This window comes from Hydrogenoanaerobacterium sp. (genome assembly GCF_032017025.1).
Classification (GTDB): Bacteria; Bacillota; Clostridia; order Oscillospirales; family Ruminococcaceae; genus Hydrogenoanaerobacterium.
Map to the genome: position 1 here is coordinate 1 of NZ_DALZQO010000014.1, position 22,860 is coordinate 22,860.

Consider the following 22,860-nt stretch of genomic DNA (forward strand, 5'->3'; position numbering starts at 1 on the left):
ACCCCCAAAGTTTTTTACAGTATACCATACTGTCTAACTTTAGGGGTGCAGTTCACACATGGCAGATGGCTCTTGCATAACGGATTAATAAACTTTGTCCGGTTTTCGGGCATTGTTTTACCGCTTATTCACTTACGTAAGGCATCATAGCAAGGTGACGGGCACGCTTGATTGCTACGGTAAGCATACGCTGATGATGAGCGCAGGTACCTGTAACTCTGCGAGGAACAATTTTAGCTCTCTCAGAAAGGTACTTTCTCAGTTCAGCAACGTCTTTATAGCTGATACTCTCAGCTTTTTTCTGGCAGAACGCACAAACCTTTTTGCGGCCTTTTCTCATGCGGTTGCCTCTTTCAGGTCTCTCATTTCTTTCCACGGTACAAACCTCCTTTAAAATAGGTTACGTTAATACAAAATCACACTGGGGTTAAAAGGGGAGATCGTCATATCCCTCAACCTCTTGAAAATCCCCGACATCGCCGCTGGAATAAGCCACACCGCTATCAGCGGGGGCACCAGCCGGAGCAGGTGCAGAATAGCTCGATGTTCCCTCTGTTCTGGGAGCGCCCTCAACAAAGTTTACATTGTCGCAAACAACCTCGGTTGCTCTGCGCTTAATGCCCTGTTTATCTTCATAGCTGCGCACCTGCAATCTACCCTCAACGAGAATAGGCTTGCCTTTGCTGAAATATTTGCAGACAAAATCTGCGGTATTTCTCCACGCAACACAATCGATAAAATCGGCTTGTCTTTCCGCGCCCTTGGTAAAGGGGCGGTTTACAGCAACGGTAAAGGATGCCACAGAGACATTGCTCTGGGTTTGACGAAGCTCGGGGTCAGCAGTCAGTCTGCCAAGCAGCAGTACTTTATTCACTTAACACACCGTCCTTTAATTACTGCTCGTTCGCAACGATAAGAGTGCGAAGAACGCCGTCTGTGATTTTGTACACACGATCGAGCTCAGCAGGGAAATCAGGAACAGAAGTAAAGTTTACTACAAAGTAGTAACCCTCGGTCTCATCCTGGATGGGGTAAGCAAGCTTGCGTTTGCCCCAATCAGCCTCGCTGTCGATAGTACCGTTATCGCTGATCAATGTTTTGAACTTCTCTACGAGAGCGGTAACAGCCTCATCACCGTTTGTAGTGCTGAAAATCGCAACAGTCTCGTAGCTCTGGGTTGTTTTTGCCATTAAAATACACCTCCTTATGGACATTAGGCCCTGCAAAGCAGGGCAAGGATAGTTAGGCCGCACCCAAGCTTACACAAGGGCGGACAATAACAGACTGATTATAACAGAACACACCTGTAAAGTCAAGCTATACCCCATATTTTTTACAGATTTCCGCTAAATAGCTGCGAAAATCATCTCCAACCTCGGGGTGTGTCAGGCCAACCTCAACAATTGCCTGCAAAATACCCAACTTGTTGCCCATATCGTAACGTGTGCCTTCGTACTCCACACCCACCATGCCCTCAATCACTGCAAGCTCGCGCATGGCATCGGTGAGCTGAATTTCACCGCCTGCACCGGGCTTGAGATGCTCAAGAATCGAAAAAATTTTCGGGGGCAGAATACATCTGCCAAGAATGGCATAGTTTGAAAAAAGCTGCTCTCTGCGCGGCTTTTCAATCATATCGGTAACACTGTGACGGTTGCCCTCTAGGTGCTTTGTTTTCAGAGAGCAGTATTTCAAAATCTGCTCGGTAGGCACCTCTTTAATACCCACAACACCCTTGCCGTACTGCTCATACGCATCGCAAAGCTGCCCGCAAGCGGGTTTCTCTCCAATAATCACATCATCGCCGTACAGCACTGCAAACGGGTCGTTCCCAACAAAAGCCTTGGCACAATAAACAGCATGCCCAAGCCCTTTGGTCTCTTTTTGGCGGATGTATTGGATGTTGGCGAGATTGGAGATTGCAACCATCTCTTCATACACCTGTTCCTTGCCGGAATTGAGCAGCTTTTGCTCCAACTCGGGTGCACGATCAAAATGGTCTTCCACTGTGGTTTTGCCGCGGCTGGTAATGATTAAAATATCCTCAATGCCGGATTTTACCGCCTCCTCAACAATATATTGAATGGCGGGCTTATCTACGATGGGCAGCATCTCTTTGGGCATTGCCTTAGATGCAGGCAGTACACGCGTGCCAAGGCCCGCAGCGGGTATCACAGCTTTTTTAATCTTCAAGGTATCGTCCTCCTGTAGCAATCGATATTACAATATTTGATAGGTAGTGAGCAATAATACATAAAAAAGAATATAAGCCACAAGCAATGCTATGCCCAAAGCGACAACTAAAATCTTGTTGGTTCTGCCGCCAATTGCGAGCGCCTGTGCATATTCGTTTTCTGGCCTGCCGTTGTAATCTTTTTTAATATCACGCACACGGCTTGTTACAAAACGGTAGTAGATCTTATTGGCAAAAAAGCCGCTGCCCATGCATACTGCAAGGTATACATAGTGCAGTATGTTCGAAATCATCAGCAAATTGCTGTAAGGTGTAAAATCTACAGGCGGTGCATTTGCAATGATTAGGCTCTCCATAATATCGGGGAACGTATAGTAAACAAGCAAAAGGTTAGGCACCATACTCAGCACAAACAACGCCAGCAGTATCGTCCCAATCTTATACATCTTTCGGTTAAAATAATAAAAGAAATTGAAGATGATTGCTGAAAAATTCACGCTGACTGCGTTTTTTACCATATCAAACAGCTTAAAACGAGGCAGATAATAAAAGGTATTTTCGCCCACGAACTGGGCAACCTCCTTTACAGGAACACCGCCGATTTCATCCTCAAGTCCAATACCGAATTGCGCAGCACGCTGGCTTTGCTGTGTGTTCATATTGGGCTGATAACCGCCCTGAGATTGAAAATTACCCTGATAGTTCGGTATCTGTTGCGATCCAGTATCAAGCTTAATACCGCAGGTGCGGCAGAATAAGCTGCCAACTTCATTATTGTTGTTGCAGCGCGGGCAGGGAAGGGTTTCTTTACTATGCCCGGCAGGAGGCGCTGGGGTGCCTTCATTTGGGTTTTTCCAAAACACGCCCGATGCATGCTGCTCGGTAAATGCGCAGTATCCATGCTCCTTGTAGCAGGCTCTGTGATGGGGTGCGCCGCAATCCGGGCACACTACGATATCATCCCCGTTTTTAAAAGCCTTGCTGCAGATAGGGCAGGGGACACCAGTGTATTTATTCATCGGTCATTTTACCTCCATTTTGCAAACGCGATACATACCGCTTAAAAACCAATAATATTATTATAATATATTCTGGCAAAAAAACCAATATCAAAACAAATGAGTTTACAAATGTTCACAGATACGTTAGAATTGTAAGGATAAATATTTGTGTTGAAGGTGAGATAGATGATAGAATACGACGAACTGCGCCTAAAACTGCTCGATTTACAACCACAGATTGTCGACCTTGCCGATGCTATCGGTATGGAGGCATTGCAGGAGGAGCTTGATGAGCTGCATCAGAAAGCGGCTGCACCAAATTTTTGGAACGATATGGAGAATTCTTCTAAGGTTTTGCAGCGCACCCGTCAGATTGAAAATAAAATAGGTGCGTACGAAAGCCTTGTAAGTCAATGTGAGGATGCATTGACCATGATCGAAATTGCAAACGAAGAAAATGATACCTCGGTACTCGGAGAGATCAAAGAATCGGTGGAGAGCATAGAAACCAACCTGGAAAACGAAAAGCTTTCTACACTGCTCACCGGCGAGTACGATGCCAACAATGCCATACTCACATTTCACGCAGGTGCGGGTGGCACCGAAAGCCAAGATTGGGCACAGATGCTCTACCGTATGTACACCCGCTGGAGCGACCGCCATGGGTTCAAATATAGAATTCTTGATTACCTCGACGGCGATGAGGCAGGGCTTAAAAGTGCCAGCATCATGGTTGAGGGGCTCAACGCTTATGGCTTTTTAAAATCTGAGGCAGGCGTGCACCGTCTGGTCCGCGTTTCGCCGTTCGACTCTGCGGGCAGGCGTCATACCTCGTTTTCGTCGCTCGATGTCATGCCTGAGCTGCCAGATGACGCTGACGTGGAGATTAACGAGGAAGATATCCGTATGGAGGTATACCGTTCATCCGGTGCAGGCGGACAGAAGGTAAACAAAACATCCTCAGCGGTGCGTCTTATTCATATCCCCACAGGTATTGTGGTGTCGTGTCAAAACGAGCGCAGTCAGTTCCAGAACAAAGAGATGTGTATGAAGATGCTGCGTGCAAAGCTGGTGGAAATCAAAGAGCGTGAACACCTCGAGAAAATTTCCGATATTCGCGGGGACCACAGCGTTATCGCATGGGGCAGCCAAATTCGTTCGTACGTGTTTATGCCGTATACCCTTGCGAAAGATCACCGCACGGGCTTTGAAAACGGCAACATTCAGGCGGTAATGGATGGCGAGCTTGATGGCTTTATCAATGCCTACCTCAAAGCAGCAAGCCAGGGCGAACTCAATAAACAATAACACAAAAATAAAATGCGGGGCGAATGATTTTCGTCCCGCATTTATTTTTAAAAATATTTCAATCTTATATTGACATTTTTTTGTGAGCGGAATATAATACTAATAAATCATATAAGAATAGTATGAATTAAGTTGTAGAGGGATGATACTCATGCTTGAAAGCCGCAGACACTCTGTAAATGGTATAAAACGATGTTGTCGCTCACATAACAGAAACTATAAACAAACAATGGCATATAATATAAGGAGGAAATGATATGAAAATCGCAAAGCATCTTTATGAATTGATCGGCAACACCCCATTGCTGGAGCTCTCCAATTACAGTGAGGTAAAAGCTGTAGGTGCAAAAATAGTGGCGAAGCTGGAGTACTTTAATCCCTTGTCCTCCGTAAAGGACAGAATTGGAATTGCAATGATTGATGATGCGGAAAAAAAGGGGCTGCTGAAAGAGGGCAGCGTCATCATTGAACCCACCAGCGGCAACACCGGTATCGGTCTTGCTTCTGTAGCAACAGCAAAAGGCTATCGCATCATTATTGTTATGCCTGAAACCATGAGTATAGAACGCCGTAACCTGCTCAAAGCGCTGGGCGCAGAGCTGGTGCTCACCGAGGGTGCCAAGGGGATGAACGGTGCGATTGCCAAAGCAGAGGAGCTTGCAAAAGAAATACCGAATAGCTTTATTCCCGGCCAGTTTGTAAACCCTGCAAACCCCGCTATTCACCGCGCAACCACCGCTGAAGAAATTTGGCGCGATACCGCCGGCAAAGTCGATATATTTGTGGCAGGCGTAGGCACAGGCGGTACAGTAACAGGTGTGGGCGAGGGGCTGAAAGCACATAACCCAAATGTCAAAATTGTTGCGGTAGAACCGTCCGATTCACCCGTCCTATCGGGCGGCACGCCCGGTCCGCATAAAATTCAGGGCATTGGCGCTGGATTTATACCCGTTATTCTCAATAAAACCGTAATTGACGAAATCATCACCGTCAAAAATGAGGATGCATTTGAAGCAGCACGCAGTGTTTCAAAGAATGAGGGACTGCTTGTAGGTATCTCATCGGGTGCGGCAGTGCATGCGGCGACAGAGCTTGCAGCACGCCCCGAAAATAAGGGTAAGCTCATTGTAGTGCTGCTGCCCGATACCGGTGAGCGCTACCTTTCTACACCGTTGTTCGACTAGCCGCCTTGTGTAAAAACAAAATAATGTTCCTCTTGAAAAATGTACGGTGATGTGGTAAAGTAATCTCATATTGATACAAATGCGATGAGCAGGAGAAGTAATTTGCGCGCGCGCAGCAGAGAGAGGACATGACCCGCTGAAAGTGTCCTTAGCGTTTGCCGCAGATGAAATGCACCTGTTAGCAGTGTGCGACAAAGGCGTATTGCCGAGTATCGCAAACCGTAAGCCTGCGTTATAGGCTTTGAGTCCCAACCAGAGTGGAACCGTGGCATATTTGCCGCCTCTGCCTTTTCCATGTCATTGTGATATGGAAGGGCAGAGGCGTTTTTTATTTATAGGAGGAACGATTTATGTTTAAAGGTCTGCGAAAGGATGTACGCGCAATTCGCGAGCGTGACCCCGCAGCACGCAGCAGCGTGGAGGTGTTTTTACTTTATTCCGGCCTGCATGCACTTATTTTTTATCGCTTTTCTCATTGGTTTTATACTCACAGGCTGTTTTTTATTGCGCGGCTGATCTCTCAGTTTGCACGGTTTTGCACCGGCATTGAGATTCATCCCGGTGCGAAAATTGCACGCGGCGTGTTTATCGACCATGGCGCGGGCGTTGTCATCGGTGAAACCGCCGAAATAGGTGAGGGCTGTACCATTTATCAGGGTGTAACACTCGGCGGTACGGGTAAAGATAGGGGCAAACGCCACCCAACTCTCGGAAAAAATGTCATGGTAGGCAGCGGCGCAAAAATTTTAGGCCCTTTTACGGTGGGTGACAACGCGAAAATTGCTGCCGGTGCCGTGGTGCTGGAGCCTATCCCTGCCGATGCAACTGCAGTGGGTGTACCTGCCAGAGTAGTACGGCAGGGCAATAAAAAGGTCGCCCAGGATCTCGATCAGGTACACATCCCTGACCCTGTTTCACAAGAGCTGTGCAAGCTGATGATCAAAATAGCGGCACTGGAAAAGCGTGTGAAAGAGCTTGAAGACGGGGCAGAGTAATCGAAAAACAAAAGAACGTACGCAGCACTCTATGAGCTGCGTACGTTCTTTTATTTTTAAAGATGCAGTAATCTTTCTGCTATCGAAAAATAAATTACCAAAGAAAAAGCATCTACAACCGTGGTGATGAGCGGAGCCGCCATAATAGCGGGGTCAGCCTTCACCAGCTTTGCAATAATCGGCAGGATACCACCGATGGTTTTTGCAAGCACTACGGTTGCAAACAATGTGAGAGCCACGGTCAGCGCAACCATTTCGTTGCCGGGGTACGTAACCGCCAGCCGAACAAAATTTACCGCGCTGAGCACCACGCCTACCAGTACGCTGACACGTATTTCCTTCCACATTACCGCCAGCAGGTCTTTGGTGCTGATCTCAGAAACTGCCATACCACGTATCACCAAGGTGCTGCTCTGCGAGCCTGCGTTGCCGCCGGTGTCGGTGAGCATAGGGATGAATGTAACGAGTAAAGGCATCGCGGCAAATGCCGCCTCGTACCTGCCTAGGATGCTGCCGGTGATCATGCCTGAAATCATCAGTACCAACAACCACATAATACGGTTTTTGGCAAGGGTAAATACGCCCGTTTTCAGGTACGGCTTCTCTGATGGAATCATCGCCGCCATTTTCTCAAAGTCCTCGGTGGCTTCCTGCTCCATAACATCCACCGCGTCATCAACTGTGACGATACCCACCAGACGTCCCTCATGGTCGACTACGGGAACCGACAGCAGGTCGTATTTTGCGAACAGCTTTGCCACGTCTTCACGGTCTTCTAAGGTCGTTACCGAAATAATTTCGGTATCCATAATGTTATCAATGCTGTTTTCGTCGCTGCTGAGCAGCAGATCTTTCACGGTCACCACACCGTCAAGAATGCGCCGCTCATCAATGACATAACAGGTATAGACGGTTTCGCGGTCTTCGCCGGTACGGCGGATGTGTTTGATGGCATCCTCCACGGTCATGTTATGCCGCAGGTCGGTGAACTCAGCCGTCATAATGCTGCCTGCCGAGTTTTCGGGGTACTGTAAAAACTGGTTAATGAGCGCGCGGGTGTCGGGTGTCGCGTTTTTCAGTACACGTTTCACCACGCTTGCAGGCAGCTCTTCGAGCATATCTACGGCGTCATCCACGAACAAGTCCTCAACAATCACTGCCAGCTCTTGATCGGTGATCGATCCGATGATGTATTCCTGTGTGTCCGACGAAAAGTTTGCGAATACATCTGCTGCCAAACCCTTAGGCAGTGTACGGAAAGTAACAGTTGCTTTTTCTACCGGCAGCGATTCAATGAACAGCGCAATGTCCACCTCGTTCATGCCTGCGAGTATATCGCGCAACTCACGATAATTTCGAGTGTTAACAAGCTCTTCCAGCTTATCAAAATCAATGTAATTTTCCATTTCTGTCATCCTCCTTGTGTTTATTCCGAGAACCAAGGCAGGAAGCTCAAAAATGAACAAAACCGCACAGAAAAAAGACGGAATCTGCCTCCGTCCCGAAGTCTATACGGTGATATCAATTGCGTTTTTGTTTAAAGGCGTTTTAACGCACAGAAAAACAAGCAGGCATTGTGCAAGCCATACTGCGCAAATGATAATCACTGTCCATATTTGTACTTCGACCGCATATGTCCACTTGTCTTTCCCCCTTTAATACTATTTTATACAAAAAAAGTTGTGACGTGTTCCGTCACAACTCTAGTATACCTTTGTTTAACAAATTATGCAACCCTTTTGTTGTTTTTAGCGTGCACTCAGCATAATTCTGCGGATGTCATTCCCCTGAAATTGCAGTACATTATAGTTACCGATCATACGTGAAACTACGCGGTCGGCATATTGACTGTCCAACTCTTTAAAAGGTAGATTGGTACTGATAATAGTTGGCTTGCGATGGTTAATACGCGTATTGATAATGTTGTAAAGCATTGCGGTGGTAAAGCTTGTAACAAACTCCGAGCCCAGGTCATCCAGTATCAGCAGGTCGCACTCCAGCAGCGCTTCCAGCGTATCGTAGCTGGTGCCCTCGCGTGAAAACTTCTCGTCTTCCGCGCGGCGGAACAGATCTTGTACCGAGCCATAGATGACCTCATAGCCCTTGGCAATCACCTCGCTCGCAATGGCTAACGATAGATGTGTTTTGCCAAGTCCCGTTGCACCCAACATCAGCAAATTTTTATCGCAACGCTCATCAAAACCGGCAGCAAATTGCTGGCACAGCTTGAAGATATCTTCCATGCGCTTTCGCGGTGAAATACCGTTGTTGTCTGCCGCAGTGGGATAATAATCAAGACGAAAGTTGGAAAAGCTCGAAAGCGACAGGGAAGAGGTGGAGTTAAGCCGCCGCAGCTTCTCATCGCGCAGAATCTTCTCCATACAATCACACATTGTGCCACTAATGTAGCCCTCGTCCTTGCATTTTGCACACACAAATACCGGCTCAAGGTAATTTGCCTCCACGCCGGCATGGTGAAGCAGTGCGGCTCGTTCCTGCTGAAGTGTAAGATTTTTGCTTTTTACAGCAGCTACTGCTTCTTTGGTGTCTTTACCGCCTGCCATAACCGCATGCACCAGTTCCATCCCGGTGCCGGCCAATTCGTTTTCGATTTCACGCAGGCGTGGAAGATGGCGGTACAGCTCGGTCTTACGCGCCGAGGCTTTCGCTTTGGCATCGTTGCGCCGCTGATTCAATATACCCAGCGCATATTCAAATAGCTCCTTGGAATAGCTCACATCCTACACCTCCTTTAGTTCAGTTTAGGCGAGCTGTTCAGCAAATACTGCTCAAACTCGTCAATATCGTACGAGGATTTCGGCTTCTCCCGCTCGGCTTTTTGCCGTGCAAATGCTGCCTCCTCTTTGGTGGCTTGTTCGGGGGTTGAGATGTTCTGACTGTGCCAGTTGGTGAGTACCTTGTTGATATAAGGGAAGCTCACCTTACCTGTGTGCTCGATCGAACGCTCATAAGCGAGCTTGACGATTGCGATATCAAACCGATAATCCCGAAACCACGTTCTGACAAACTCATTTTCTTTCGAGGTCAATGCACGGTCATAAATGCCGAACGCTGTTTTAACCAGTTTAGTTTGTGCATCCGTCTCTAAGCTCTCTTTAATAAAATGCTCCGCCTTATCAAAGGTGTCAATGCCGCGCTCCTGCCAGCTTACCGCAACCTTTTCTATGTACCGCAGATTGGTTTTGCCCACCTGTTTGCAGTATTCAATCACCGTGAGCAGTACATCAACCGAAATCCCTGCCCAGTCGTATAGTGCTGCCAGAGTGGAGATGTCCGAGGAGGTGAGCGTTTTACCAAGGGCCGCCTCAGCCTCCGTTAGAAGGGCTTTTAATTCACTGCTTTTCTCAATCATCTGTGCGATCTCGGCAGGCCGCGGCTTTTGCAGCGGTGCACTGCCCACAGAATGCTTCACAGCTTTTTGCGTCTCCGTCGTTTGCTGTACTGTGCGGGCAGGGGGGAGTACTGCCTGTTGTGTTGCGGGCTCAGTCTTCCCTGCACTGAGTGCCATACCGTCTATGTCGGGCTGAGCACATACCACACCTGCTGCTATCCAGTAGTTGAGTGCATCCTGCGTGTCGCCCGCCGAAAGGTTCAGCAGCGCGGCAATATCCGCAAGCTGCATCTCGCCGCCCGCGTTTCGCAGCAGTATTAACAGCACCTTTAGTTGTGCCGCTCCGCACATCTTCATATGTTGATCTACAATCTGGGTGGGAACCGCAAATACCGAGTTCCACAACCCAAAGTCCAGTGAGTATTTCATTCGTAAGCTACCTCTTATCATCCATCGTTGCTGTTTCAGTATCTACCATTATAGCAGATTTTGACGAAACAGTCATTTGGAATCTTTTTTTAAGAAACAAAACTTTTTGAAATTGGTGGTTGACATGGTAAATAATCTTTGCTATAATAAACCAGTCGACAGATGACAGATGCGGGTTTAGCTCATTTGGTAGAGCGCCACCTTGCCAAGGTGGAGGTAGCGAGTTCGAACCTCGTAACCCGCTCCAACGCAGATTCTGCGTGATTAAATGCACTCACAGTTTTGTGGGTGCGTTTTTATTTTACTTTAATAAAAAAGAGTGTTTCGTACGAAACACTCTTTTTGTCATTTATAGATATTTTTTTATGACACTGTACTCCTTAACCATAGCCTCAAACGATACCCTGCAATTGGCAGGGCTGGTAGAGGGCAGGTAAAAGGCGGGATATTCCACTGCGCATGCAGCCAGCTTGGTGTACAGCTTGGTTGCTGCAGCCCCCGTGGTAAATACCTGCCGAATATCTGCCGTGGAGAAAATTCGGCTGAAATCATTTGCCACAGGCTTACGAATGCTGCTGTCATCTGCACCCTCAATCTCGCATTGCTGCAGAACATCCCACAGCGCAATGTGTTGGTCAAGCAAAAAGGCCTGCTTTTCCGAATTTGTTTGCGGCACAGCTGTATTCAGCACCGCCGCAGTTACCCGCCAAAAGCGGTTTTGCGGATGCCCGTAATAAAAGCCTACTTCGCGCGATTTGGGCGAGGGCATGGTGCCAAGAATTAAAATACGCGACCGTTCGTTAAAAACGGGAGACAAGGTATGCTGCACTTTATCCATTAGAATTCTATTTCCTTTACCTTGCTAAGCCCAATGCAGCTAAACACAATTGCAACGGCGCCGGCCGCCACTGCCACAATTCCTAAAATCAGCCCGGTAATTGAAAATCCTTTCATAATATCACCTCGTATTTTTTAGTATAAACCAAGGCGCGAATAACTGCAATACCTGTCTTGGCTCGTTTCTTTCATTAGCAATGCCATCGTGCAGAAAAAATGTCATCAATCTCTTTTTGCAAAGCGTCAATACCCGCTTTCCATTTTTCAATTGCATCATGGTCCTGTGCCAAAACAGCCCTACGAAGTCCTACCTTGTAGATTGTCAATCTGCTTTTTAAGGCGGAAAGATTATTAGACAAGAAAACACCTCCATTTACTTTATTATAACAGAATCAAAAGAATTAAGCAAAATAACCAAAATATTTTAAAAATGTTATTTTTATTTATAAAAAGGTTAATTTTGTAAATTATGTGCCGAACTGTATAATAAGGGTAATTATCGCAATAAGTCTAAGCAAGGTAGATAGCTAAAATTTAAGAGGAGTGTATGAAATGCTAAAGCGATTGAAAATTGGCCCCAGAATTCTCGTTAGTTTTGGTCTGGTATTTCTTTTGTATGCAATTACAATGTGTATTTCTCTGTTTAGTATCAGTAGTGTCGGCGAAAAATTGGATAATTTCTACAACAAAGATTTTTCGGTGGTAAATACAGCCTGGAACGTAAGGCTGTTAATGACAAGTGCTGAGAAGAATATATTTAGCTCGGTTACCGATGATAACCCGCAAAACACGGCAAATTTTTTAAAGCTGGCAAGAAAAAATCTTGAAGATTTAGAAGATGCGAACATGGAACTGAACGAAAAATTTACCGGCGATCCGGCACTTTTAGAAACGTACAACCAAGCTATGAAAAAAGCAAAACCTGTTCGAGAGCAATTAATTAACTCTATAGCAGGCGGCTATTGCACCATAGCGCTTCAAACAATGAATAAAGAATATTTGCCGCTGATGAAAGACGCAAACAGCGCGTTGGATCAAATTTCTGCCATCGCGAGCGATTCGGCAAAAACAGCGGTAGATGGCGGCGCAAAGATACGCAAGCAGGTTGTGGTTACGCTTTTGGTATTCAGCATAGCCAACCTGGTTGTCATTGCTTTTATTACCCTGGCTCTTACAAAAGGAATTGTTAAGCCCCTGAGTGAGATTGAGAAAGCGGCGCATGAGCTTGCCAAAGGCAATCTGCAAAAAGAGATTACCTACTCCGGTAGCGACGAGGTTGGCATGCTTGCACAAAGCATGCGTGAAACCATAGAAAAGCTGAAATTGGTGATTGAGAATATCGGCGTAGTGTTAGGCAAGGTTGCAGATTGCGACCTGACCGCCGAGGTTAATGTCGAGTATGCCGGCGACTTTGCCCCTGTAAAGGAAGCGATAGAAAAAATCCTTTGCGCAATGAACAGCACCATGCACCAGATTGAGCAGGCATCCGGGCAGGTTGCGGGCGGTTCCAATCAGGTTTCGGGTGGCGCGCAGGCATTGTCGCAGGGCGCAACCGAGCAGGCGAGTGCCATTCAGCAGCTAGCCGCGTCTATTAATGAGGTTTCAGAACAGGTCAAGGTTACCGCATCCGGTACCAATGCCACAAAAGAGCTTGTGCACATCACCGGAGATGCGCTAATCAAGAGCAACCAACAGATGCAGGTTATGCTTGGTGCAATGGAAAATATCAACAGCTCATCCAAAGAGATTGGCAAAATTATCAAGACAATCGACGATTTTGCGTTCCAAACAAATATTCTTGCACTGAATGCGGCGGTAGAGGCTGCACGCGCCGGGCAGGCGGGCAAAGGCTTTGCCGTGGTGGCAGACGAAGTGAGAAGGCTTGCCTCCAAGAGCGCCGAAGCAGCGAAAGATACTGCCGATTTGATTGAAAAATCAATGAAACAGGTTGCCGGCGGCACCAAAACCGCAAACGAAACGGCAAAATCCTTGCAGTATATTGTAGAAAATACAAAAAAGATAACGGGGCTGGTAAACGAAATCTCTGCGGCGTCCACCGAGGAGGCGGCGGCAATTACACAGATAACCCGAGGTATTGAGCAAATTTCATCCGTGGTACAAACAAACTCGGCAACAGCGGAAGAGAGTGCCGCCGCGAGCGAGGAGCTCAACGGGCAGGCGCAGCTTCTTAAGGGGCTTGTAAAAAAATTCAGCCTAAAAAAAGCCGATGTTAAGGATGAGGTTTGCCCTGAAGAGCCCTCTGATGAAGAGGCAGAAGAAATCATCACGTCTCTCGACCAATTTGAAGCAAAGGGGGACTCGGGGAAATATCATTTGTAAAAAGCTTTCGTTTACAACAAGTGATTTGGTCTTAGCAATCCATCGCTTTTTTGGGAAAAGTATCGAAAAAAGCGACTATTTGTAGAATTGCATAAATTATAATTAAATATTTGTCTATATTTGGATTAATTTTTACTTAACTTTTGGATTCAACCGTACGATATATGTAGTAGAACAGAAAAAATGCTGTTCGCAAGCCAAACAAGGACAAGGCGCCGTTCCTGTTTGGCAACACAAAGCGTTTTAGGGAAAGGATTCCCTGAAATAAAAAAAATACATGGAGGTAAAATTATGATTATTCAACACAACATTATGGCTCTTAACGCTCACAGACAGCTGGGCGGCAACAACGGTGCAGTAGCAAAAAACCTTGAGAAACTTTCTTCCGGTTTTAGAATCAACCGTGCAGGTGACGACGCTGCTGGTCTTGCAATCTCTGAAAAAATGAGAGCACAGATCAAAGGCCTTGAGAGAGCACAGGCGAACGCACAGGACGGTATCTCTCTGGTACAAACCGCTGAGGGTGCTTTGACCGAAGTTCACTCCATGCTCAATCGTATGGTAGAGCTGGCTACCCAGTCTGCAAACGGCACTTATAAAAATGACGTTGACCGTGAAGCTCTGCAGAGCGAAGTAGATTCTCTGAGCGCAGAAATCAACCGTATTGCAGAATTCACCGATTTTAACGGAATTAAATTGCTCGATGGCACCATGGGCGGCTACAAGGGAGCAGATATTGCTGCCGGCGTTGGTCATGCTGCAAACCCTGCAACTGTATCGGGCGGAAAGCTTGCTAATAACGATGCAATCAAATTCAGTGTTGATGCCACTGGTAAAGTAACTGTAACAGACCTAGGTACTAATGGAAGCGCTGATTTTCTTACTAAAGGTGTTACTGTCAACGGTGATGCTAAGAATCCTTCCGGTGCAGGTACATACAAGTTTACCATCTCAATGGATAAGACAAAAGCAACCGCTGAAGAGTACGAGAAGTGGAACGGCGTAGAAATTTCTTTTACATCCACCGGCAATGGTACCCCAACAGCAGCAACCTTTACCGTTACAGCAGATGCTGACGGAAACATCGGCGGCGGCCTGAACTTGCAAATCGGCGATTCTGCTGACCAGCAAATTAGTGTTGCAGTTGCTGACATGAGCACTAAGGCACTGGGCATTAATACAGTTGACATCGGCACAGAGGCTGGTGCTAAGACAGCAATTCAAACCATTAAAGATGCTATTAACAAAGTATCCACCAACCGCTCCAACCTTGGTGCTGTTCAGAACCGTCTCGAGCACACCATCAACAACCTCGGCGTAACCTCCGAGAACATGACCGCTGCAGAGAGCCGTATCCGCGACGTAGATATGGCAAAAGAGATGATGGCGTTCACCAAGAACAACGTCCTCACTCAGGCAGCTCAGGCTATGCTTGCTCAGGCAAATCAGCAGCCTCAGTCTGTTCTCCAGCTCCTCAGATAAGTTTTAACAAACTAAAAAAGAACCACCCTTTGGGTGGTTCTTTTTCTATGTTCCTAGTGCCTTGGGTTTGCCTTAACAACCAGTATCGCCTGCACCAGTGCGGTGGTTACCTCTGTACTGTGCTGCTGCTCAACAAGGCTGAGAACTGCCTTGTTTTTTTCGTTTATTACAACATATTTGGACGGAAGCTTATTTAGTGCTATGGCTACAATATCTTTTTTGCATTTATCGCATTTACAGCAGCTAAACCGCTCCAGTGCAGCCTCCAGCTTTGAAAACACAAGCCCCTCCATCAGGTTAATTAAGGTGTTTTCACCCTGTTCCTTCATCTGGGCATCGATACCGCTTTTGTACAGGCTGCCAATGGGCGTGGCTTCTTCCGGTGCGGGGGCTGCTTGCAAAGAGGTTGCTTCCGGTGCGGCAGCCTTGATGGAAGACGGCATAATCTTGCGGTACATGGCGTCTTTGTCTATTTCTTTTTTGCTTCGTGCCATACTGATTAAGCCCCCTTTGCAATCATCTCGTCAATCAAGGCGGTATAATCTGCCGTAACGTTGTTTTTAGGTGCATACTGCATCAAGCTGCGCTGCAGAGACTGTGCCTCGCTTACCGCAACGCTGTTGCGTATAAATGTGTCAAAAACAGGGATGTCCAAATCCTTTGCAATCAGCTCCACCGTGCCGCGGATTTCGCCGCTGAACAGGGTGCGGGGGTTGTGCTTGGTCAACAAAATGCCAAGGATTGAGATGGCAGGGTTGCAGCGCTTTTTAACTCGCTCAACCGTTTCATAAAGCTGGGTAATGCCCTGCAGGCTGAAAATATCGGAAAGCATGGGTACAATCACGCCGTCCGACGCGGTAAAAGCGTTGACGGTGAGAATACCAAGCGCCGGCGGGGTGTCGATAAAGATATAATCATAAAAGGGCAAAATGGGCTGCAAAGCATTTTTGAGTAAAAACTCACGGTCGGTGTCGGTGAATTCCAGCTCAATACTGCTGAGTAAAATGTTGGCAGCAATAATGTCGATCAAATTGGTTTTCTGTATCGCAAACTGGGTTTTCAATTCGCCCTTTAAAACGTCGTAAATAGTAGCGCTGGTTTCTGTGTCCGCACCCATACTGAAGCTCAGGTTCCCCTGCGGGTCTAAATCGATCACAAGCACCCGAAAGCCACGTTCTTTTAAACCGATGGCGAGCATGCCGGTAGTGGTGGTTTTTCCCACACCACCCTTCTGGTTGGAGACGGACATAATTTTACACATTGCAAAATTCCCCCTTGAAGTAGGTACTTCGACATAAAGCATTCTAAATCATATTATATAGTCTTTCTTTACGTTTGACAATATCTGAATAACAAAAGCAAAAGTTCAAAATAATTTCAGTCAGCTATTAAGTTTTTGCATAATGATACGAATAATTATTATAGAGGATCATGATTGGATTGAATGGATACGGCGCTGTTGGAAGCGCGGGAAAGGGTGTTAGTTATGGAGATTAAACCAACGGCAGGCTACAATATTTACAAAGCGAATATGCGCAATACAAGCAACCCCGAAAATTCTTCGGCGAAATCTGCTCCATCAGCAGCCACAGGCAAGATGGACACCATTTCCATCAGTGCACAGGGCGCGCAGCAGAAAGAAGCGGCAAAGCTCACAGCTGCTATTACCAAAGAGGTTACCGCTGACGCAGATGCCGCTAAGATTGATGCACTGAAAAAAGCGGTTCAAAACGGAACTTATCACATTCCTGCCGAAAAAATTGCACAGGCAATATTAAACGGGCTGTTTGCTTAGAAACAGCAGATGAAAGAACGGAGGTGAACGCGCTTGAACAGCAGACAAGAATTGTTGGATTTTTTATACGAATATGCCGGCTTTTTCAGTGAAATGGAGCAGACAGAAACGCAAAAGTTGGACAACCTGCTTTCACGGCAGCTGGAACGCATAGAGCATTCCATTTCAATGCAACAGGCAATGGATAAACGGCTACAAAACCTGGAAAAGCGTCGTGCAGATCTCCAAACGAAACTGGGCTTTGATGGAATGTCCTTCAAAAATATCATAGAAGAATTTCCCGAGGAAAACAGGGCGGAGCTCAGCCGTTTGTTTGAACGTATTGAAAATTCACTTGATAATATCAAGTTTTTAAATCAAAAATCTATGAACGTTGCAAAATCAAGGTTGGAGGAAATGGGGAGCAATGCTCAGTTTAAGGTTTCTGCCAATCTTTCAAATTATAGTGGATATACAACCAAAGACAGCAACCAAATGCCAGCACACTCTATTTTAGAAACGAAGGTATAAGACAATAGAGAAAATAATAAAGCAAGGGGGCCCATTGTTTTGAGACCTACATTTATGGGATTTGAAACTGCAAAACGCGGTTTAATGGCAAACCAGAAGGGTTTGGATATTACAGGACACAACCTGACCAACGTTAACACCAGGGGGTACACCAGGCAGAGAGTGGATTTTGTTTCGGTTACCATGTCGGGTCAAAATTCGCGCTATCCGGTTAATCAGGCTGCATTTGCAGGGCAGGGCGTAAATGTGAACGGTGTATCGCAAATACGCAACGCTTTTTTGGATAAACGCTTTCGTGAGGAATGCGGCGATGTCGGCTACTACGACCAGTCAGCCGCAATCTTAAGTGACGTTGAGTTGGCGTTGGATGAAATTCAGGGAACCGGTTTGCAGGGTGCAATGAAAAGCATAACCGAGGCACTCCAAAATTTCAGTTCCAATGCAGATCAAGTCACTCATGCAAACATCGTCCTTACATCTGTAAAAAATCTGACGCAAATTCTTCATCAGTTCGATACCAAGCTCAACAACATTGCAGAACAGCAAAAATTCGATTTAAATGTTGCGGTGAATGATGTCAACTCCATTTTAACGCGCATAGCAAACCTTAATAAAACCATTTCAGACGAAGTCTTTACAAATTCAGAATATACAAATGAATATTACGGCCCCAACGAGCTGCTGGATGAGAGAAATCTGTTACTGGACGAGCTTTCTACTTATGGCGCGCTCACAGTATACCCCAACAAGGATGGCTCGGTGAAGGTTGAGTTCAACGGGAAAACTGTAGTAGAGGGTTCTACCTATGATACTTTGGAGCTCCATGCCGGTAACACAGTGTCGCTGACATGGCAAAGCAGCGGGAAAAAAGCCGATTTGCCGACGGGCTCGCTAAAAGCATATGTCAATATGCTCAACGGTAGAGGAACCGCTGCTACAGGCGAAGAAAACTTTTCAAAGGGTATTCCGTATTTTAAAGATAAGATTGACGCTTTTGCACAGCAGTTTGCAAGGCTGTTCAATCAAACTGTACCCGATTGCGACGACGCCGGTACACCTGGGCATGACCCGCATGACCCTACCGGAACACGCTTTAAAGCACTTTTGCAGGGTGGTGCAGATGGAACAATCACCGCGGGCAGTCTTACAGTTACCGATGTATGGAATGACAACCCCGGTTATATTATTCCGCCGGGCTGTGTTTCGGGCGGTGAAAAAAACAACCCGCATATTTTAGCACTAAAAAATCGTTTTAACGAAAAAATTAGCTTTGGTGAATTCGAAGGCACCTTTGGTGAATATGTAAACTTCTACAATACAACAATTGGCCAAGAAGCTACATTCTATAGCACGCGCCTCAAAGCAACCGCTGCAATTGCAGATAATCTGCTTGATAACAGAGACGCAATCTCGGGCGTTTCCCCCGATGAAGAGGGTACAAACCTGATGCTGTATGACAAGGCTTATAAAGCAATTGGCCGTCTGATGACCGTGATGGACGAAGCACTGGATGTGCTGATTAATAGGACCGGAATGGTCGGCAGATAACAAGATTTTATGACATACGGAGGATTGATGAACAGTGAGAGTAACACAAAATTCATTAACCAGATCTTATATGAGAAACCTCAATAAAAATCTCTCTGATTTAGCAAGATCCAACGAGAGATTGACAACTGAGAGAAGGTTCAACCGTGTATCCGAGAGCACCTCGGATGCTGCACGTGCCTACACAATCAGAGATCAGCTTGCACACAACGATCAGTATCTCACCAATATCCGCGATGCCAAGGGTGAACTCTCCTCGGCTGAAAGCAATATGATGTCCGTAAGCGATATCCTGAAAAAAGCACAAGAGCGAGTACTGCAGGGCATTACAGGTACGAGTTCAGATGTACAACGCGAAATTCTTGCAAGGGAAATCGACAACCTTAAAGATGAGATGCTTCAGTTGGCTAACGCTAAATACGGGGATAAGTTTTTGTTCTCGGGTTCCAGCAACGATACAGCGCCATTTACCATAGTTAACGGTGATTTATTGTTTAATGGTGTAAGCGTTAACAATACCAACGATCGAAATTTGTTTAATGAAAACAACGACGTTTACCTTGATATCGGGCTTGGGCTCACAATGACAGGGCCAAACGTCGATACAAAAACAGCATTTAAAATTTCAACCTCGGGTGTTGATGTGTTGGGTTTTGGCACTACAATGATTAATGGTGAGGCTGCGCCAAACAATCTGATCAATCTACTGGATGAAATTTCCACAAAACTGCGTGCGGGTGATACCGATGCGGCTGGGTCGCTGATGGAGCATCTTAAAACAAGAAGCAATGATTTGTTGATTGCGATTACGGATATTGGCAATCGTGACAGCTTTTTGGGGCAGAATGTCAATCGCATTGAAAATGATATTCTAAATCTGAAAGAAACTCAGAAAAAGCTTGAAGGAATAAGCCTCGAAGAAGAATCCATCTACAACAAAAGCTATGAAATGGCATGGATGGTTACCTTGCAGCTTGGCTCCAAAATTATTCCCCCATCGATATTCGATTTTATGAGATAGTATTCATCTAACTGTATGAGATAGAGGTGTTATCATGCAACTGCTGAAAATCACAAGCGTTCCGATTAAAATTTCCATGAGGGTTGAAAGTCCGCGGCTGGAGATAAAGCAGCCAAAGCCGGAACTTACGATCCGCCGTGTACCCTCTAAGCTATCCATGGAATCAAAAAATATTAAAGCAAAAATCGATACTTATGAAGCACGCGATAGCCTTGGGTTTAAAACCTCAAGGGCTCTCAGCGATGCCGCAGCAGCAGAGGGAATGCAGGCAGCTGCCGAGGCAACCGCGCAATATGCGCAGATTGGCAACCAGATGGCAAAGATTCATAAAGGTGCAAACCTGCCTGATATTGTATATCCAAAGCTGCTTGATCAGCGCACTACTTATCTTAAGTTTCTGCCTGAGGTGGGCCCCAATATATCATGGGAACCCAATCAGCTGAGTATGGAGTATACCCCTACAGAGCTTAATTTTGATGCAAAAATTTTGCAGAATTCTATGGAATATATCCCCGGCCAAATACAGTTCGACGTTGAACAGTACCCCAAGGTTCATATTGAATATTTGGGTAAGCCGATGTATGTGCCGCCCAGTGCAAGCCCAGATTATGAAGAATAGTATATGAATACAAAAAAACAGCTATGCGTTAGAACAGTTCTTGCATAGCTGTCTTTTTCGTTGTATCATCAGCTGATTTTGTATATCAATCTGAAAGGTGTGGTTTTATGGTGAAAATTGAGACGAGAGATTTCGGCATTGTCGAGATCGATGAAAAAGAGCTGATTTATTTCAGTCAATCGGTTTATGGCTTTGAGCATCTTTCGAACTATGTACTTCTCGCAGACGAAGCTATGGGAGAAAGTATTCGGTGGCTTCAATCGGCAGAGGATAAAGATGTTTGCTTTATTGTAATAAATCCCGCCGAACTTTTTGCGGATTATGCACCTGTTATACCGCAAGAGATACGCCTTGAGCTGCATGCAAAACCAGGTGACCATCTGGATTGCTGGGCAATTGCGGTGATTTGCCCGGACTTTAAAAAGTCGACGGTTAATCTAAAAAGCCCAATTATCATCAATCGTGAAAAAATGAACGGCGTTCAGCTGATTCTGGAACAGAACTATTCCATTCGCACCCCCCTCTTTGACCAAAAGAAGGGGGTGTAAGAAGATGCTTATTTTATCGCGTAAAAGCGGTGAATCTTTGATGATCGGCAACGACATCGAGATTATTATAACCGAGATAAGCGGTGATAAGGTGCGCCTTGGCATCGTTGCCCCCAAAGATGTTGAAATTTACCGCAAAGAGCTATACCTCACCATAGAGAGCAACCGGCAGGCGGTTGATAAAGTTGACTCTAAGAATCTACTGCAGTTTATGAGCAGCTTCAAGCATCCTGACTAAAACTGCAGATCCTCAGGCAAAGCTTCTTTTTCGTTGAGCTCGGCCAGATAACTCTCCAAGTTTCTAACCGAGGCGGAGGAGATGCTTACTACTTTGCATAAATAGCTGGTTGCAAGCGAGCTAAAGCGAATTTTTTCGGTCACCTCCGCAACTACCTGCTTAAACACAAAGGGGCTGGTAAGGTTGACCATTAACTTTTGCCCAACGTCAATCTGCTCTATAGATAAAACCTTAATGGATTCTTCGCTCAAATAGTAGATGGTTCCAGATATTTTTGGTGCATGGTAGAACGAGAAAAAAGGTTTATACTCATAAAGTGCCAGTTTTGTGTGCACGCACACGTTTGCAGTGAAAATTTTCCTCGCCTGAGCCAAAAGCTCATCTGATATCGAGGTAATCCTCAGCAGCTTCCCCGAAGACAGATAAACAAGCCCTTTAAAGCAAAAGGACTCCTCACCGTTGAGCAACAGTGTGACTTGAACGGGAGTTTCTAATTTAAGCAAAGGGACAAATTCATTTTTAAAATCAACGGTGTTTCCCTCCGGGGGGATACAGACACTACCGTATTCCAACAGCTCATCGTCTTCAGATTTTAAGACGGCATCAAGAAAAATGGGGTACATATTATCGAATGGCTCCTCTCAAACTTGGAGCATCCCTGCTTTGCAAGGTCTGCCAGTTATTATTACTATCATATTACATAATCGGCATTTTGCATAGTATCATTAGTAAATTCATCAGATCATTTTTTTATGAGAAGTAATTTAGTTGATTTGCCGGAGGAAAGGCAGTAAGATTGTAAGCTCTTATCGTTTATCTTTTTTGCAAGATGAGAGCGCGGTTTTATTAAATTTTTTACACTCAAGGTGTTATATGCCGATGCTTAGCGGCAGAATGGAGCTTAATATGAACGATATTAAACATATCATGGACCTGCTTGGACAAAAGAAAGAATTGTTTACAGAATACGAAAGGATAACAAACGATATGCTTACCTGCTCGGTTGAGGAGCTGGAGGCTTTCATGAGCAGACGCGGAGAGCTGATTAAAGAAATAGATGCAGTCGTCAGGCAGATAACAGAGGTTTGCGAGCAGGATGACACCGGTTTGTATGGTCAAGCAGTTAAGAACAAATGCAGCAGAAGTGAACTGCCGGAGTATCTGGTTTGCATTTTTGATTTTGCGCAAACAATCTTTGCTGTAATGAACCGTGTGGCAAACATTGAGCCGCAAATTATGGAGCGTTTGCTGCAATGCAGAGACGAACTGGAACAGAAGATTAAAAGCACAAACAACGCACCTAAAATTGCGAAATACCTTACTACAGTAGACCCAACCTTTGAGGCCGGAACGTTTTTAAACTCAAAAAAATAAATAAAAATTATAAAAAACACTCTATTTTTGTCGAATCATTCCGATAATAGTATTAGAGTATAAAATTCACAGCTTTTTTCGATAG

General features: G+C 45.7%; 26 protein-coding genes and 1 tRNA gene. 14 read left to right on the plus strand and 13 right to left on the minus strand.

Features of this window, described 5'->3' with window-relative positions; all coding sequences use genetic code 11:
* Window positions 1-124 precede the first annotated feature (124 nt).
* The 5 genes from rpsR to RTV33_RS09485 form a co-directional block, all read right to left on the minus strand.
* A complete protein-coding gene (gene rpsR / locus RTV33_RS09465; RefSeq protein ID WP_312643854.1) occupies window positions 125-340 on the minus strand; it encodes a 30S ribosomal protein S18 in 216 nt (71 codons plus the stop codon).
* Window positions 341-427: 87 nt separating this feature from the next.
* On the minus strand, window positions 428-874 hold the full coding sequence (locus tag RTV33_RS09470) for a single-stranded DNA-binding protein (RefSeq protein ID WP_312643729.1): 447 nt from the start codon (window positions 872-874) through the stop codon (window positions 428-430).
* A 19-nt stretch (window positions 875-893) separates the two neighbouring features.
* Window positions 894-1,190, minus strand: a complete 297-nt coding sequence (rpsF, locus tag RTV33_RS09475; RefSeq protein ID WP_312643731.1) for a 30S ribosomal protein S6 — start codon at window positions 1,188-1,190, stop codon at window positions 894-896.
* Between the two features lie 127 nt (window positions 1,191-1,317).
* Window positions 1,318-2,193 carry a UTP--glucose-1-phosphate uridylyltransferase GalU gene (galU, locus tag RTV33_RS09480; RefSeq protein WP_312643732.1) on the minus strand — a complete coding sequence of 292 codons (876 nt, stop codon included), beginning with the start codon at window positions 2,191-2,193 and terminating at the stop codon, window positions 1,318-1,320.
* 27 nt (window positions 2,194-2,220) lie between these two features.
* Window positions 2,221-3,213, minus strand: a complete 993-nt coding sequence (locus RTV33_RS09485; protein WP_312643734.1) for an RING finger protein — start codon at window positions 3,211-3,213, stop codon at window positions 2,221-2,223.
* Between the two features lie 168 nt (window positions 3,214-3,381).
* Between RTV33_RS09485 and prfB the strand changes: the two genes are divergently transcribed.
* The 3 genes from prfB to cysE all read left to right on the plus strand — a co-directional run bounded on the left by prfB (window position 3,382) and on the right by cysE (window position 6,682).
* Window positions 3,382-4,503, plus strand: a complete 1,122-nt coding sequence (gene prfB, locus RTV33_RS09490) for a peptide chain release factor 2 (RefSeq protein WP_312643735.1) — start codon at window positions 3,382-3,384, stop codon at window positions 4,501-4,503.
* Window positions 4,504-4,760: 257 nt separating this feature from the next.
* A complete protein-coding gene (gene cysK, locus RTV33_RS09495) occupies window positions 4,761-5,687 on the plus strand; it encodes a cysteine synthase A (protein WP_312643736.1) in 927 nt (308 codons plus the stop codon).
* Window positions 5,688-6,037: 350 nt separating this feature from the next.
* Entirely contained in the window at window positions 6,038-6,682 is a 645-nt protein-coding gene (gene cysE / locus RTV33_RS09500) for a serine O-acetyltransferase (protein WP_312643737.1), read from the plus strand.
* A gap of 56 nt (window positions 6,683-6,738) precedes the next feature.
* On the opposite strand, the gene mgtE is transcribed toward cysE, so the two are convergent.
* The 3 genes from mgtE to RTV33_RS09515 form a co-directional block, all read right to left on the minus strand.
* Window positions 6,739-8,088: a magnesium transporter gene (mgtE, locus tag RTV33_RS09505; RefSeq protein WP_312643738.1), complete on the minus strand. Its 1,350-nt coding sequence runs from the start codon at window positions 8,086-8,088 to the stop codon at window positions 6,739-6,741.
* A gap of 342 nt (window positions 8,089-8,430) precedes the next feature.
* The gene (locus RTV33_RS09510) at window positions 8,431-9,420 is read right to left on the minus strand and encodes an ATP-binding protein (RefSeq protein ID WP_312643739.1); all 990 of its coding nucleotides are present in this window, start codon (window positions 9,418-9,420) and stop codon (window positions 8,431-8,433) included.
* A gap of 14 nt (window positions 9,421-9,434) precedes the next feature.
* Window positions 9,435-10,463: a DnaD domain protein gene (locus RTV33_RS09515; RefSeq protein ID WP_312643741.1), complete on the minus strand. Its 1,029-nt coding sequence runs from the start codon at window positions 10,461-10,463 to the stop codon at window positions 9,435-9,437.
* A 171-nt stretch (window positions 10,464-10,634) separates the two neighbouring features.
* On the opposite strand from RTV33_RS09515, the gene RTV33_RS09520 reads away from it, so the two are divergent.
* Window positions 10,635-10,710 (plus strand) — tRNA-Gly (locus tag RTV33_RS09520).
* 102 nt (window positions 10,711-10,812) lie between these two features.
* On the opposite strand, the gene RTV33_RS09525 is transcribed toward RTV33_RS09520, so the two are convergent.
* A complete protein-coding gene (locus tag RTV33_RS09525; protein ID WP_312643742.1) occupies window positions 10,813-11,301 on the minus strand; it encodes a DNA-deoxyinosine glycosylase in 489 nt (162 codons plus the stop codon).
* Between the two features lie 190 nt (window positions 11,302-11,491).
* The gene (locus RTV33_RS09530; protein WP_312643744.1) at window positions 11,492-11,659 is read right to left on the minus strand and encodes a hypothetical protein; all 168 of its coding nucleotides are present in this window, start codon (window positions 11,657-11,659) and stop codon (window positions 11,492-11,494) included.
* Between the two features lie 193 nt (window positions 11,660-11,852).
* Between RTV33_RS09530 and RTV33_RS09535 the strand changes: the two genes are divergently transcribed.
* Window positions 11,853-13,640 carry a methyl-accepting chemotaxis protein gene (locus RTV33_RS09535; protein ID WP_312643745.1) on the plus strand — a complete coding sequence of 596 codons (1,788 nt, stop codon included), beginning with the start codon at window positions 11,853-11,855 and terminating at the stop codon, window positions 13,638-13,640.
* A 291-nt stretch (window positions 13,641-13,931) separates the two neighbouring features.
* Window positions 13,932-15,122: a flagellin gene (locus tag RTV33_RS09540; protein ID WP_312643747.1), complete on the plus strand. Its 1,191-nt coding sequence runs from the start codon at window positions 13,932-13,934 to the stop codon at window positions 15,120-15,122.
* A gap of 53 nt (window positions 15,123-15,175) precedes the next feature.
* Here RTV33_RS09540 and RTV33_RS09545 read toward each other — a convergent pair whose 3' ends face one another.
* Together RTV33_RS09545 and RTV33_RS09550 are read right to left on the minus strand one after the other, a co-directional pair.
* On the minus strand, window positions 15,176-15,616 hold the full coding sequence (locus tag RTV33_RS09545; protein ID WP_312643748.1) for a late competence development ComFB family protein: 441 nt from the start codon (window positions 15,614-15,616) through the stop codon (window positions 15,176-15,178).
* A gap of 5 nt (window positions 15,617-15,621) precedes the next feature.
* Window positions 15,622-16,383, minus strand: coding sequence for an AAA family ATPase (locus tag RTV33_RS09550; protein WP_312643749.1), 762 nt, complete (start codon window positions 16,381-16,383; stop codon window positions 15,622-15,624).
* Between the two features lie 225 nt (window positions 16,384-16,608).
* Between RTV33_RS09550 and flgM the strand changes: the two genes are divergently transcribed.
* The 7 genes from flgM to csrA all read left to right on the plus strand — a co-directional run bounded on the left by flgM (window position 16,609) and on the right by csrA (window position 21,401).
* The gene (flgM, locus tag RTV33_RS09555) at window positions 16,609-16,917 is read left to right on the plus strand and encodes a flagellar biosynthesis anti-sigma factor FlgM (protein WP_312643751.1); all 309 of its coding nucleotides are present in this window, start codon (window positions 16,609-16,611) and stop codon (window positions 16,915-16,917) included.
* Between the two features lie 33 nt (window positions 16,918-16,950).
* Window positions 16,951-17,427: a flagellar export chaperone FlgN gene (locus RTV33_RS09560; RefSeq protein WP_312643752.1), complete on the plus strand. Its 477-nt coding sequence runs from the start codon at window positions 16,951-16,953 to the stop codon at window positions 17,425-17,427.
* Window positions 17,428-17,466: 39 nt separating this feature from the next.
* Window positions 17,467-18,975, plus strand: a complete 1,509-nt coding sequence (gene flgK / locus RTV33_RS09565) for a flagellar hook-associated protein FlgK (RefSeq protein ID WP_312643753.1) — start codon at window positions 17,467-17,469, stop codon at window positions 18,973-18,975.
* 34 nt (window positions 18,976-19,009) lie between these two features.
* Window positions 19,010-19,996 (plus strand): FgL, flagellar protein, encoded by a 987-nt coding sequence (locus RTV33_RS09570; RefSeq protein ID WP_312643754.1) that lies wholly within the window; start codon window positions 19,010-19,012, stop codon window positions 19,994-19,996.
* 34 nt (window positions 19,997-20,030) lie between these two features.
* Entirely contained in the window at window positions 20,031-20,615 is a 585-nt protein-coding gene (locus RTV33_RS09575) for a DUF6470 family protein (protein ID WP_312643755.1), read from the plus strand.
* Window positions 20,616-20,722: 107 nt separating this feature from the next.
* Window positions 20,723-21,163, plus strand: coding sequence for a flagellar assembly protein FliW (gene fliW, locus RTV33_RS09580; RefSeq protein WP_312643756.1), 441 nt, complete (start codon window positions 20,723-20,725; stop codon window positions 21,161-21,163).
* Between the two features lie 4 nt (window positions 21,164-21,167).
* Window positions 21,168-21,401, plus strand: coding sequence for a carbon storage regulator CsrA (csrA, locus tag RTV33_RS09585; RefSeq protein ID WP_312643757.1), 234 nt, complete (start codon window positions 21,168-21,170; stop codon window positions 21,399-21,401).
* Here csrA and RTV33_RS09590 read toward each other — a convergent pair.
* Window positions 21,398-22,024, minus strand: coding sequence for a hypothetical protein (locus RTV33_RS09590; protein ID WP_312643758.1), 627 nt, complete (start codon window positions 22,022-22,024; stop codon window positions 21,398-21,400). The two genes, csrA and RTV33_RS09590, sit on opposite strands and share 4 nt — an antisense overlap.
* A 283-nt stretch (window positions 22,025-22,307) precedes the next feature.
* Here RTV33_RS09590 and RTV33_RS09595 point away from each other — a divergent pair, with 283 nt between their 5' ends.
* Window positions 22,308-22,775 (plus strand): hypothetical protein, encoded by a 468-nt coding sequence (locus tag RTV33_RS09595; protein WP_312643759.1) that lies wholly within the window; start codon window positions 22,308-22,310, stop codon window positions 22,773-22,775.
* Window positions 22,776-22,860 lie beyond the last annotated feature (85 nt).